Raw genomic sequence first — 13,009 nt, forward strand, 5'->3', positions numbered from 1 at the left:
CACCGCTACGCAAACCGCTCTTGAAACACCCTCAAAACCCTCAGCCGACACTGGGCGGTTCGAATGCGGGCGGGAACCACGCCGGGTTCGTCCGCTCGAAGGCATATCCGATCCGGAGCAACACGGATTCACCCCACGCGCCGGCCAAGAACGTGACGCCGATCGGCAGTCCGCGCACCGCGCCGGCCGGGACGCTGATCGCCGGGTAGCCCGCCAGCCCGGGGACGAGCGCGCTGCCCCGCGCGGGCGGGTCGCCGTTGATCAGGTCCACCTTCCACGCGGGTCCGCCGGTCGGGGCCACCAGCGCGTCGAGGCGGTGTTCGCGCAGGACGGCATCGATGCCTTCGTCGCGGGACAACCTCCGCAGCGTCGTCAAGGCGGCCAGGTAATCCGGGTCGGCGAGGTCCCCGCTGAGCCCGTCGACCATTTCCAGCGTCTCCTGGCCGAAGTGCGGCATCTCGGTGTCGGCGTGCTCGCGGTTGTAGGCGATGAGTTCGGCGATGCTGCGCGGGTGCTCGCCCGGCGTCGCCGCCAGGTAGGCGTCGAGGTGGTGCTTGACCTCCTGCAACTGCGCGAACATCAGGCTTTCGTCGGACATGATCTGCGGCAGGCTCCGGATTTCGGTGCGGTCGACGATGGTCGCGCCCGCCGCCGCCAGCACCCGGATCGCGTCTTCGGCAACGGCGTCGGCGTGATCGTCGTAGCCGAAGAACGCCTCTCTCGGAACCCCGATCCTGGTCCCGGCCAGCGCATTCTGTTCTAAAAGTTCCCGGTAGTCGGCGCGGAAACGACCGGTGCCGGCCGCGGTCGCCGGATCGCGGCCGTCCACCCCGGTGAGCACGCCCAGCACGGCGGCGGCATCCGCGACGCTGCGGCACAGCGGACCGATGGTGTCCAGGCTCGGCACGCCCGGGATCATGCCCGCCCGGCTGGTCAGCCCGACGGTCGGTTTCAGACCGACCACGCCGTTGACGCCGGCCGGGCCGAGGATCGACCCGATCGTCTCGGTGCCCAGCGCGAACGCGCACAGCCCGGCCGCCACGGCGGCGGCGGATCCGGAACTCGATCCGTGCGGCGAACGGTCCAGCCGGTGCGGATTGCGCCCCTGGCCGCCGCGCGGGCTCCAGCCGGCCGAACCGCTGATCCAGCCGCTCTTGTTCGTCTTGCCCAACACGATCGCGCCCGCCGCGCGCAGTTTCGCGATCACCGTCGCGTCCCGCTCTGGGCGCGCACCGAGGAGCGCGGTACTGCCGTTGGTGGTCCGCAGTCGGTCTGCGGTCTCAAGATTGTCCTTCACCAGCACCGGAATGCCGTGCAGCGGTCCGCGAAGTTCGCCGCGTCGGCGCTCGGTGTCGCGTTGCGCGGCGATCTCCGCTGCCTGCGGGTTCGTCTCCAGCACCGCGCGCAGTTCGGGGCCGCGCAGGTTCAGCCGGTCGATTCGGTCGAGGTGGAACCGCACCAGCTCCGCCGCGCTGAGCCACCCGGCGGCCATCCCCGCCTGCATTTGGGCGATGGTCGCCTCGGCCAGTGCCGCACGCTCGACCGCTTCGCTCGCCGCCACTTTCGCCCACTTTCCCTTTCGGCTCGTTATCGAAGTCTTATCGGGACGCCATTTCTCGAAACCCCGCGACCTTAACTGGGGCAGGCGTCTACCCAGGTCGCCCCGCTACTCCCGATGAAATGCGCCCGAAACATGCGGAGTGTCCGGATCGGCCGATGGAACCGGTCGGCGACGGACGTCGTCAATAGGCCAACGGGTACTCAGGATTACCCGATAGGGTGCACGTCGTGCCTGCCAAGGCACTCAAGGGGATCGCGTTTGGGGGGACCGCGTTGGGGGGATTGCGTTGGGCACCGGAAAAGTTGCCTACCGCGCGTCGGCAACAGGAAGAAGACTTCATGACCGATCGTCTCGAATTTGGCCTGCTCGGGCCCTTGCGCCTGGAGTTCAATGAACAGCGGATTGCGATAGGCGGTCCGCGGCAGCGGATCGTACTGGCCATGCTCCTGCTGAATGCGGATCGGGTCGTCTCCATCGACCGGATCTCGGAAGCGATCTGGAACGGGCATCCCCCCGCGACAGCCAGGACCCAGGTCGCGATCTGCGTCGCCGAATTGCGGAAGACCATCAGATCCTTTGGGCTGCGCGACGACGTGCTGCTTACCTCGTCGCCGGGCTACATGCTGCGCCGCGCCGAGCACGAGATCGACCTGCTGTCCTTCCGGGCCAAGGTCGCCGAGGCTCGCACGCTCGCCAACCGGCTCGAGATCCGCCAAGCCACCGAACGCTACGACGAGGCGCTGGCCTTGTGGCGGGGCCGCGCGCTGTGCGACATCAACTCCGCGCTGGTGGAGATCGAGGTCGAGCGGCTCGAAGAGCAGAAGCTCGCGGTCCAGGAGGAACGCACCGCGTTGCACCTCCAGCTCGGCCGGCACCGCGAGCTGATCAGCGAGCTGACCGCGCTCGTGGAGGACAAGCCACTGCGGGAACAGACCCGTGCCCAGCTCATGCTCGCCCAGTACCGCGCCGGGCGACGCGCCGAGGCGATGGAGACGTTCCGCCAGGGCCGCCAGTACTTCATCGACGAGATCGGCCTGGAACCCGGCCCGGTCCTGCAGGAACTGCACGAGGCGATCCTCAACGACGACCCGTCGGTCCGCGAACCGCAACGGCAGCGCCGCAGCACTCCGCCCACCGCAACGGCGGCCAACGCCGCCCCCTCCGACATCGTCCCCTTCGGCGGCCGGAAAACCGAACTGTCCACCTTGGACGAATTGCGCACCATGCGGCAGGCGAACGTCGGCCTGATCACCGGCAGCGCCGGCATCGGCAAGAGCGCGCTGGCCGTGCACTGGGCGCACCGGATGGCCGACGAGTTCCCCGGCGGTGTGCTGTACGCGAACCTGCACGAATGCTGCCGCCCGCCCGCGCGGTCGGACGCGCAGGAAACGCTGCACCAGTTGCTGCGCCAACTCGGCGTCCCCGCAACGGACATCCCATCCGATCTGGACACGGCGGCGACGCTTTACCAGAACCTCGCGCGCGAGCGGAAAACCCTTGTGCTGCTGGACAATGTCGCGTCCTACCAGCAGATCGAACACGTCCTGCCGTCCGGATCGCCGAGCAAAGCCCTGGTCACCAGCCGCAGCCAGCTCGGCGAACTGGTCGCCAGCGCGTTGTGGTTGCGGCTGCAACCGATCGGCCACCCGGAGGCGGTGGATCTGCTCGGCACGCTCATCGGCCGCCGCGCCGAGGCGGCGCCGCGCGCCGTCGCCGAACTCGCCGAGCTGTGCGGCCGGCTGCCGGCCGCGCTGCGCATCGCGGCGACCAAGCTCATCGCCAAGCCGCACTGGACGATCCAGCGGCTGGCGAACCGGCTCAGCGACCCGCACACCCGACTGGACCACCTGGAGCACGGGGAACAGCGCCTGCGCGGCCGATTGCAGTCCAGCTACCAGCGGCTCAGCCCCGAGGTGGCGCGGATGTTCCGCCTGCTGGGCAGGTTGAAGACCGCCGAGTTCAGCCTGCACGACGCGAGCACCCTTCTGCAACTGGATCCCGGCGAGGCCGAGCACCTCATCGAAAGCCTGGTGGACGCGCACCTGCTGGAAGGCGTTCCCGGGGTGGACACCGACGAGGTCCGCTACGAGTTCCAGCCGCTGCTGCGCGTGTTCGCGGCGGAACTGGACCGCGGCGAGGTGCGGACGGCCGAGACCGCCCGTTCGCCCCGCCTGGTGGGCAAACCGGAGCTCAGATTCGCGATGTGAGCGCCCACTCCAGCACCGCCATGGCGCTGTGCATCTTGTCCCCCGCCTGATCGAAGGCGATCGACCGCGGCCCGTCGAGCACGGCCGCGGTCATCTCTTCGCCCCGGTGCGCGGGCAGATCGTGCATGAACCACGCCGCGGGATACCCGTCGAGCAACTGCTCGTCGACCTGGAACGGGGCGAAAACGGCGCGCCAGTCGGGATCCGGTTTGCTGGTGCCGGTGGTCTGCCACCGCGCCGTGTAGACGATGTCGACCGCCGGGGGCAACTCGGACATGTCGTGCGTTTCCCGCAGTGTCGAACCGGACTCCTTGGCATACCGTTCGGCCTGTTCGCGGACGTGCGGTTCGAGCCCGTAGCCGGGCGGGGTCCGCAGGTGCAGTTCGGTGCGTTCGAACCGGGTCAGCGACAGCGCGAGCGCCGCGGCGGTGCTGTTGCCCTCGCCGACGTAGAGCACCCGCGTACCGTCGATTCCGCCGAGGTGCCGCTGGATCGTGGTGAGGTCGGTCAGCGCCTGGGTGGGATGCTCGTGGGCGCTCATCGCGTTGATGACCGACATGCCCGACGGCTCGGCGAGCGCCCGCAGTTCGGCCGTGCTTCCGGCGGTTCGGCACACCAGCCCGTCGAGCATCCGGGACAGCACCTGCGCGGTGTCCTCGATCGTCTCCCCGGTGTTGAGCTGGAGATCGTCCGGGCCGTAGCCGATGATCCGGGCGCCCAGCCGCAGCGCCGCAGCGGAAAACGCGGTCCGCGTCCTGGTGGAGGTCTTGCGGAAGTAGATGCCGATCACGGCCCCGGCCAGCGGCTCGCCGGAATACTCGCGGCGGGCGAACCCGACCCCGCGGCGCACGATCTCCCTGATCTCAAGCAGATCCAGGTCCACCAGCGAGATGAGATCACCGCGCTGCGCGGCGGGGATCGAAATCGGCGCTGCCATGACACCTTCCTCCATCCGACGACTGCGACGCACCGCGTCTGCACACGGCTGATGCAGCCTGGCACCGCCCGTTATTCCCGCCATATCGACGGCGCCCGAGCCGGTGGCGATCGTCAGGACGACTCGGCGGCACGCCGGAGCACCACCAGGGTCGAGGCCATGAGCGCGGCCGCCGCAACGGCTTGCGCGATCGCGAAACCTCCCCAGGAGCCGGAAATCTCGCCGTCGGACCAAAACCCACCGCCGAGATAGCTGAACTTCCCCAGCAGCAACGAACCGAGCATGAGCAGCAATTCCGGACCGAGGTAGGCGATGACCGTCGAGGCGACGAAGACACGCTGCGATTCGTCCCCGGCCTCGGTCAGCGCGGTGGCCACACACAGGCCCCCGATCGCGACCACGGGCAGCAGGGCCGCCAACGCACCGACGCCACCCATGATGGTCACGCTGCCGTATTCGGTCGGGATCCCGGCGAAGAGCAGAATGAACTGGGCGACGGCCGCCCCCAGCACGGCATACGCGAGCGGGCGCCGGGTAGGCGGCACGATGCGTGCGCGGCGCGGCACGGCGCTAAACGGTGCCAGCCGCGCGACCAACGAGACCGTGAACGCGATCACCGCGAAGAACTCCAGCCATCCCCAGACGTCCGCCGACCCGTGGATCGAGACGAGCGCGTCCACCAGGAAATAGATCGCGTTCGCCACGACCAGCCCCGAGCCGATCGCCGCCCTGCGGTCGGGACGCTCCATCAGCACGAGCCCGGCGAAGAGCAGGGCGAACCGGATAACGAAGTACCCGAGCCCGAAGAAGCCCGAGGCGACGATCATCCCGGTGGACACGAGCAATGCGGTCGCCGCGACCGCCACGGCCGCCGCGAAGAGCACCTTCGGGCTGCGGACCCAGGCCGGGACGCCGACCCGGCTACGCCAGTCCGGGTCGACCGATGGCTCCGCCTTCGCCCGGGACCAGTCGAGCACCGCGGCCATCTTCGAGGTCAGGTTGCCATCCGCCGAATGCCCGACCGCGCTCCGAAGCTCGGCCGCCAGGGCGGAAAGCGGGGCGTTGGCCGCATGGGCCGCGACGACGCTCAAGCCGTGCGGCAGCCGTCCGCACAGCTCGATCAGCTCATCAACGGCCTGCCCTTCGGCGGCGAGCCGATCGTCCCCCAACCGACGGGCCAGCAGTTCCCGCGCCTCGTCCGCGCTGAGCGCGTCCAGGGTGAGCGAGCGGGCGCCCTCGGCGATCAAGCCGGTCAGCTGGCTGCGGCTGGTCACCACGACGAAGGAGTTCGAGCCGCCGGGCAGCAGCGGCCGTACCTGTTCGGCGTCCCTCGCGTCATCCAGCACCACCAGCACCCGCTTACCGGCCAGCAGCGTGCGGTACCGGCTCGCCAGGGCCGCCACATCCGACGGAATCTTGTTATCCCCCAACGCTTCCAGGAAGCTCCTGAGTACATCGGCCGGCCGCACCGGCCAGCCGGCGGGGTCGGAGCCGCGCAGGTTCACGTAAAGCTGCCCGTCGGGGAAGCGCTGCGCCATCCGGTTCGCCCAGTGCACCACCAAGGCGGTCTTGCCGATGCCCGTGGTCCCCTCGACCGCCGAGACCACCACCACGCGGGCGGAGTCGTCCACCATCGCGTTCAGCGCGGCCAATTCGTCGGCCTGCCCGGCGAAGGACCCCACGGCCGGCGGCAATTGCCACGGCACCGCCGGATCCCGAGGCTGCCCGCCGAAATGAATTCCGCCGTAAACGGCACCCACCTGCGCAACCGGGCCGTTGACCGTCCCGCTCTGTTCGTTACGGGTCTCGGCTTCCTCGCCCACGAGCCACCCACCCCATCCCACCAGGCCCAATGCGACGTCCGAGAACGATCTTAGCGTGCCGCGCGAAACCCATGCCCGGAAACGACGTCCGGATTGAGATTGGACCGAATTCCCGCCACCAAGCGGTCAGGTCAGCGACGTCCGGCCTCGATGAGCCACGCCGCCGAGTCGTAGAGCACGCCGCGATCGGTCTGGTGATCGGTCATGCTGGCCCGCAGGTTGTCGAGTGCACGTTGTCTGGTGCCGGCTTCGAGACCGTCGAGCATCCAGGCGAACTGGCCGGCAATGAACTGACAGGCGTCGTCGACGTCGCGGCCGAAGTACATCGGCTCGGTCAGGCTTTTGAGTCGCACGTCACCGAGCCCGGCGGAGGTCAGCAGTTCCAGGACTTGGTCGGGGTCGCTGAGGGAAGACGGGCCCGGTCCCCTGGGCGGCGGGTGGGGCAATTCACGACCGGCGGCCAGCGCCGTGCGGAAGGAGCTCATCCATTCGTTGCGTTCAAACGCCTGCCAGGTCAGCAGGATGACGCGCCCGCCGGGGCGCGTGGCACGAGCGATGTTGGTAAACGCGGCCACGGGGTCGCCGAAGAACATCGCGCCGTGCCGGCTGATGACGACGTCGAAGTATCGGTCGGGAAAGGGATATACCTGGGCGTCGGCCTGGTGGAACGTCGCGTTCGCTACGCGCTCCCGCTCCGCCAGCCCGCGTGCGAGTTCGATCATGCGGGAGGACAGGTCCACCCCGAGTGCGGTGCCCGCAGTAGCGCATCGGGCCGCATCTCGGGTTGTCTGCCCGCTGCCGCACCCGATGTCGAGGACGTTCGCAGTGTCGTGGATCGCTGCTGCGGCGAGAAATTGGTCGTGGTAGCCGGCGACGCCTTCGTTGAAGCGTTCGGCGCGTGCCGTCCAGTACTCGCCTTGATCGCCGTCCCAAGCACGCAGCTGATCGGCGTTGGACGGGTCAACGTGCGCTGCGGCGCACTCGTTCATCTGTCCCCCTTGTTCGGTCTCCTCTCGGGAGACGACGCGACGAGGAACTGTACCCCCGATCACGGATCGTCAAGGTTCTTTGATCAGCTTTGTTGGACTGAGTTCACTTTCGGATGGACCGTTGGCCGGGTGATCGAGGGCACGTAGGGCTTTGGGCACCTTGAGATGATTTACGGGCGGGCTTTCGCAGGAATGGGCGCCTTTTGAGGGGGTTGGGGCTGTGGGAGGTTCCGTGTTGACATGGGTTGGGGGCGCCTTGGCGTGGTTTGCGCGCCTTTCGGGGGGTTGGGGCTGGGGGAGGTTCCGGGTTGCCATGGTTCGCGGGCGGCTTGGCATGGTTTGCGCGCGTTTCGAGGGGGTTGGGGCTGTGGGAGGTTCCGTGTTGGATCGGCCATCCCCGCGATCGGTGGAGTGTGGGGGCTGTGTTCCGGAGGTCAAGCCCGGCCTGGCGGCCGCCTCTTCGAGGTTTCAGGCTTGACATCCGGCCCACAACCCCGGTTCGGCTTTGTATCGCGGGGATGGCCCCGGACTGGGCTGGCGCAACCGGCGGGTTGAGTTCCCGGGGTGGCGGATTCGGTCGTGGCTGGGGCTGGTGCCCGGTCGGCTTGGGGTTGTTCCGTGAGGGTTTGATCGGTCGTGCTGGCGGGCGCCTTCGGCGTGTGGTGGAGGGTTTTTGTTGCTGGGTGGGGGTTTTCGGGGTTTTGGTGGGGGTTTTCACCTGATCAAGCGATGCTGGAATGCGTGCGAATGGGTGTTCGAATCTGGGAGAATGAGGGTATGGCACCGTTGACGGACACCCGGGATGCGAGCGTGGAGATGATGTCTTCACGGTCGTCTGTGGTGTCGTGCTCGGATGCCGAGCTCATCGCCCGGATTCAGCGCTGTGAGCAGAGCATGCGGGTGGTGATGATGGAGCAGTTGCAGGTCATCGCCGAGGCCGACCGGCGGGGGCTGCACGCCGAGCGTGGCGCGAGGTCGATGCAGGTGTGGTTGCGGGAACTGCTCAACATCGACCACCGCGACGCCACAACCCGGGTGACGGTCGCCCGCAACGTCGAGGACCGGGCCTCGCTGTATGGCGAGACGATGCCCGCCGAGCTTCCCCAGACCGCCGCCGCCCTGTCCGAAGGCGCGATCAATCTTGAGCATGCGCGGGTGATCGTGGCGGGCATTCGCCGGCTGCCCGAGTACGCCCGTTGTCACCGGGTGGGGGAGGTCGAGGCGACCCTGGCCGGCTACGCCCGCCAGATGCCGCCGCGTGAACTGGAGACAATCGCCGAACGAATCAGGTATCTACTCGACCAGGACGGGGCCTACCACGACGAAGCCGACCAGCACGAGGCCCGGGAACTGCACTACGCGACCTCCCGTGACGGGATGACGGTCATCAAGGCCCGGCTGGACCGCGAGACCGGCGCGAAATTCGTTGCGCTCATCGAGCCGCTGGCCGCCCCGTGCCCGCAAACCGGCGGGGAGAAGGACCCTCGCAGCGCCGGGCAGCGCAACGCCGACGGCTTCGCCGCGCTGCTCGATCTGGCCACCGACTCCGACGGGATACCGCGTGCCGGTGGGCAACGGCCGCACCTGACGATCACCATCGACTTCGAAGACCTCAAACGCGGGCTGGGTTTCCCCGATGAGCAGGGCATGCCCGGCACGCTGAACACCGGGCGTGCCATCACCGCCGAGAACGCGCGGCGCATCGCCTGCGACAGCGAAGTACTGCCCATGGTTCTCAACGGAGACGGCCTGCCCCTGGACCTCGGCCGGGCCAGGCGAACCGCACCCGCGCACCTGCGCGCCGCGCTACTCCAACGCGACGGCAGCTGTTCCTTTCCCGGCTGCGACCGGCCGCCGGGGACCCCCGACGCGCATCACGTCGTGAGCTGGATCGACGGCGGCCCCACCGAACTGGCCAACATGACAATGCTATGCGGCCACCACCACCGCACCGTGCACAACCACCGATGGGAAATCCAGATGCGCGAGGGCAGACCCGTCTTCATCCCACCACCCACCGTGGACATCAACCGAAGACCACGACCAGGCGGCAAGGCACTGCCCGCCCAGCACCGCCAACACCTCCGGGACCTCATCCCCACCCAACGGGACCCGGCGGGCGAAACGCGCCGCTCGCGTCCCGAAGCGGCAGCCAGCTGACCGCCGCCGTGGAATTCGCGGCTACATGTGAACGCAGAGCGGGGCGGGGCGGGGCGGGGTCACCAGACGGTGTAGCCGCCATCGACGACGAGGTCGGTGCCGGTGCAGTAGCTGCTCGCCTCGGAGGCGAGGAAGACGACCGCGGGAGCGATCTCCCGGGGCTCGGCGACCCGGCTCATCGGGGTGCCGTCGATCCAGGCCCGGCGCCACTCCTCGTTGCTCATCCCGCGCTTGGTCAGCTCGGTGCCGACGTAGCCGGGAGAGACGCAGTTGACCCGCACGCCGCGGCCGGCCCATTCCCCGGCCAGCGACTTCGTGAGGTGGATGACGCCGGCTTTCGCCGCGTTGTAGGCGGATTGGGGTTGCGGGCGGTTGGCGATGTGGCCGCTCATACTGCCGGTGTTGATGATGCTGCCCGCCTCCTGCCGGAGCATCCGCCGGCCCGCCGCCCGGCAGCAGTAGAAGACGCCGTCGAGGTTGACCGACATCACGCGGCGCCAGTCCTCGTCGGAGAGCTCCTCGCTGGCGTGGTTGTGCGCGATACCGGCATTGTTGACCGCGACGTCGATCGATCCTGCGGCGGTCGCGACGTGCTCGAAGGCGGCCTCCACGCTAGCGGAGTCGGTGACGTCAGCGGGGACGAACTCCACACCGTGCCGCTCGGCGGTGGCATTGCCGACCTCGGGGTTGATGTCGCAGATGAATACCCGGGCCCCGGCGTTGCGAAGGCCGAGCACGATCGCCTCGCCGATGCCCTGCGCGCCGCCGGTCACGACTGCGTTCTTGCATTGAGTGCGAACAGATCTGTCATTTGATCGGACCATAGTTCGCTTAGCCGCGTCCCGCCACTGTCGCCGCTACCGGGTCACCGGGCCCGCGGATCTGACCCTCGGCTCGGCATAGCCGGGACGCAACGCCCGGGGTCCTGCGACCCGTGCGCGAGCTCGGCCGCTGGTCGAGAATTGGCGGGCCACGCTGTCGCGCCACACGGTCCGCAAGACTGGACGGGTGGCGCCGCAGCGCGTCGGCGACGCAAGCTCGCAAGCGTCGCACAACATATATAGGAGTCATTCGTATGAGCACGTCAGCCCAGATCGGCGTTACCGGGCTCGCGGTCATGGGCCGCAACCTCGCCCGCAACTTCGCGCGCAACGGCTACTCGGTCGCCGTGCACAACCGCACCCCGTCGAAGACCCGGGCCCTCATCGATGAGTTCGGCCACGAAGGCGACTTCATCGCGACCGAGACCGCCGCGGACTTCGTCGCCGCACTCGAACGCCCCCGCCGCCTCGTCATCATGGTCAAGGCTGGCGACCCCACGGACGCGGTGATCCAGGAGTTCGCCCCGCTGCTGGAGCCGGGCGACATGATCATCGACGGCGGCAACGCGCACTTCGCCGACACCCGACGCCGCGAACGCGAACTGCGCGAGCAGGACATCCACTTCGTCGGCACGGGCATTTCCGGCGGCGAGGAGGGCGCGCTGCACGGGCCCAGCATCATGCCAGGCGGCTCCGGACAGTCCTACGCCTCACTCGGACCGATGCTGGAGAAGATCGCGGCCAAGGCGGCCGACGCCACGCCCTGCGTGACACACGTCGGCCCGGACGGCGCGGGCCACTTCGTGAAGATGGTGCACAACGGCATCGAATACGCGGACATGCAGCTGATCGCCGAGGCCTACCAACTACTGCGCGATGTCGCGGGCTACTCCCCCGCCCAGATCGCCGAGATCTTCCGCACCTGGAACACCGGCCGCCTCGACTCCTACCTGATCGAGATCACCGCCGAGGTCCTGTCCCACATCGACGCCGCGACCGGCAAACCGTTCGTGGACGTGGTCCAGGACCAGGCCGAGCAGAAGGGCACCGGCCGCTGGACCGTGCAAATCGCCCTCGAACTGGGCGTGCCGGTCTCCGGCATCGCCGAAGCGGTGTTCGCCCGCTCCCTGTCGGGCCACACCGCGCTGCGCGAAGCGTCCCGAGGACTCGCCGGGCCCACGGCCAAGCCGCTGGGCGAGTCCGAGTCGGCCGCGTTCGCCGACCAAGTGGAGCAGGCACTCTACGCCTCCAAGATCGTGTCGTACACGCAGGGATTCCACGAGATCGCCGCGGGTAGCGCCGAGTACGACTGGAACATCGACCTGGGCGCGATCGCCTCGATCTGGCGCGGCGGCTGCATCATCCGCGCCGCGTTCCTGGATCGCATCCGCGCCGCCTACGACGCCCGGCCCGACCTGCCGAGCCTGCTGTCCGACGAGACGTTCGCCCAGGAGATCGCGGCGGCCCAGGAGGACTGGCGGGCCGTGCTGGTCGCGGCCACCAACCAGGGCGTGCCCACGCCGGGCTTCGCCGCAGCCCTGGCGTACTACGACGCGCTGCGCGCGGAGCGGCTGCCCGCCGCGCTCACCCAGGGACAGCGAGACTACTTCGGCGCCCACACCTACCGGCGCACCGACCGCGAGGGCTCGTTCCACACCCTGTGGGGCGCAGACCGCTCCGAGGTGCCGGCGTAGCCCGAAGCAACCGCAGGAGGGGCTGGCGCACGCCAGCCCCTCGCACCCTCACGGAGTTGTCGTGTTGGTCCGGCCGTAGCGGTCTTCCAGGCGCACGATGTCCGCTTGCCAGCCCGGGTCCGCCGTGGATGCCTCCAGCAGGACCGTGTCGGACACCGCCGTGATCCGGTGCACGATCCCGGACGGAATGCTCGCGGTTTGGCCGGGACCGAGCTCCAGCCGGACCAAGGACGTCCGACTCGGGCCAAGGTCGAGCAGTGCGAGACCGGACTGGACGGCGATGGTCTCTTCCTTCTTCTCGTGGTACTGCATGGAAAGCGACTCGCCTGCGCGAATGTGCAGCACCTTGCCGACGTAGCGGCCCTCCACCACGGCGAAGATCTCCTCGTAGCCCCACGGCTTTTCGACCCGGACCACCGTTGCGAGGCTGGACTGGGCGAACTCGGCGACTCCGCTCACGACGATCCCTTCCTTTCCAGGCTGAGAGACGACCCCGGTTCGTGGTCCGGCAAGTGCCTGCCCACCCGACCAAGACCCGAAATGCCTGCGATTTCGGCCAAGTTGATCGCAGTCCCCCGCGTAGAATTGCTCAATTCCATTTTCCCCCCAGGCTGTTGCTGCCCGCGGCGCAACCGCGTCGCGGCGATGGGCCCGCCGCCCACGCGATTCCGAGCCAGCGCCGAAGCGGCCAGAACGGTTGCCACGCAGACCATAAACGGCCCGGACGACCAGGGAAAACGGAGCCCAACCCATGTCACCCGTGAGGTGATTAATCCTCACCTTTGGTGGCGTGCCGGCGGGGAGCACGAGTGTCGTA

At 68.6% G+C, this 13,009-nt stretch carries 9 protein-coding genes; 3 read left to right on the forward strand and 6 right to left on the reverse strand.

Translation table 11 applies throughout. The features are described from left to right. Positions 1-40: 40 nt before the first annotated feature. Positions 41-1,561, reverse strand: coding sequence for an amidase (locus BJ970_RS29485; RefSeq protein WP_184730301.1), 1,521 nt, complete (start codon positions 1,559-1,561; stop codon positions 41-43). A gap of 338 nt (positions 1,562-1,899) precedes the next feature. Between BJ970_RS29485 and BJ970_RS29490 the strand changes: the two genes are divergently transcribed. Next, positions 1,900-3,768, forward strand: a complete 1,869-nt coding sequence (locus BJ970_RS29490; RefSeq protein ID WP_184730303.1) for an AfsR/SARP family transcriptional regulator — start codon at positions 1,900-1,902, stop codon at positions 3,766-3,768. On the opposite strand, the gene BJ970_RS29495 is transcribed toward BJ970_RS29490, so the two are convergent. The 3 genes from BJ970_RS29495 to BJ970_RS29505 form a co-directional block, all read right to left on the reverse strand. Then, positions 3,752-4,705, reverse strand: a complete 954-nt coding sequence (locus tag BJ970_RS29495) for an ornithine carbamoyltransferase (protein WP_184730305.1) — start codon at positions 4,703-4,705, stop codon at positions 3,752-3,754. The genes BJ970_RS29490 and BJ970_RS29495 overlap by 17 nt on opposite strands. A gap of 113 nt (positions 4,706-4,818) precedes the next feature. Further along, complete coding sequence (locus BJ970_RS29500; protein ID WP_312864530.1) at positions 4,819-6,528, reverse strand: NB-ARC domain-containing protein; 1,710 nt, start codon at positions 6,526-6,528, stop codon at positions 4,819-4,821. 131 nt (positions 6,529-6,659) lie between these two features. Continuing rightward, positions 6,660-7,517: a class I SAM-dependent methyltransferase gene (locus tag BJ970_RS29505; RefSeq protein ID WP_184730307.1), complete on the reverse strand. Its 858-nt coding sequence runs from the start codon at positions 7,515-7,517 to the stop codon at positions 6,660-6,662. Positions 7,518-8,294: 777 nt separating this feature from the next. Here BJ970_RS29505 and BJ970_RS29510 point away from each other — a divergent pair. Continuing rightward, positions 8,295-9,677 (forward strand): HNH endonuclease signature motif containing protein, encoded by a 1,383-nt coding sequence (locus tag BJ970_RS29510; protein ID WP_184730309.1) that lies wholly within the window; start codon positions 8,295-8,297, stop codon positions 9,675-9,677. A gap of 59 nt (positions 9,678-9,736) precedes the next feature. Here BJ970_RS29510 and BJ970_RS29515 read toward each other — a convergent pair whose 3' ends face one another. Continuing rightward, on the reverse strand, positions 9,737-10,450 hold the full coding sequence (locus BJ970_RS29515) for an SDR family NAD(P)-dependent oxidoreductase (protein WP_312864531.1): 714 nt from the start codon (positions 10,448-10,450) through the stop codon (positions 9,737-9,739). Between the two features lie 302 nt (positions 10,451-10,752). Between BJ970_RS29515 and gnd the strand changes: the two genes are divergently transcribed. Then, positions 10,753-12,192, forward strand: coding sequence for an NADP-dependent phosphogluconate dehydrogenase (gene gnd, locus BJ970_RS29520; protein WP_184730313.1), 1,440 nt, complete (start codon positions 10,753-10,755; stop codon positions 12,190-12,192). Between the two features lie 48 nt (positions 12,193-12,240). Here the strand turns inward: gnd and BJ970_RS39670 are convergent, their stop codons facing one another. Continuing rightward, positions 12,241-12,651, reverse strand: coding sequence for a cupin domain-containing protein (locus tag BJ970_RS39670; protein ID WP_221468310.1), 411 nt, complete (start codon positions 12,649-12,651; stop codon positions 12,241-12,243). Positions 12,652-13,009: the final 358 nt, after the last annotated feature.

The organism is Saccharopolyspora phatthalungensis, from assembly GCF_014203395.1.
Lineage (GTDB): Bacteria > Actinomycetota > Actinomycetes > Mycobacteriales > Pseudonocardiaceae > Saccharopolyspora > Saccharopolyspora phatthalungensis.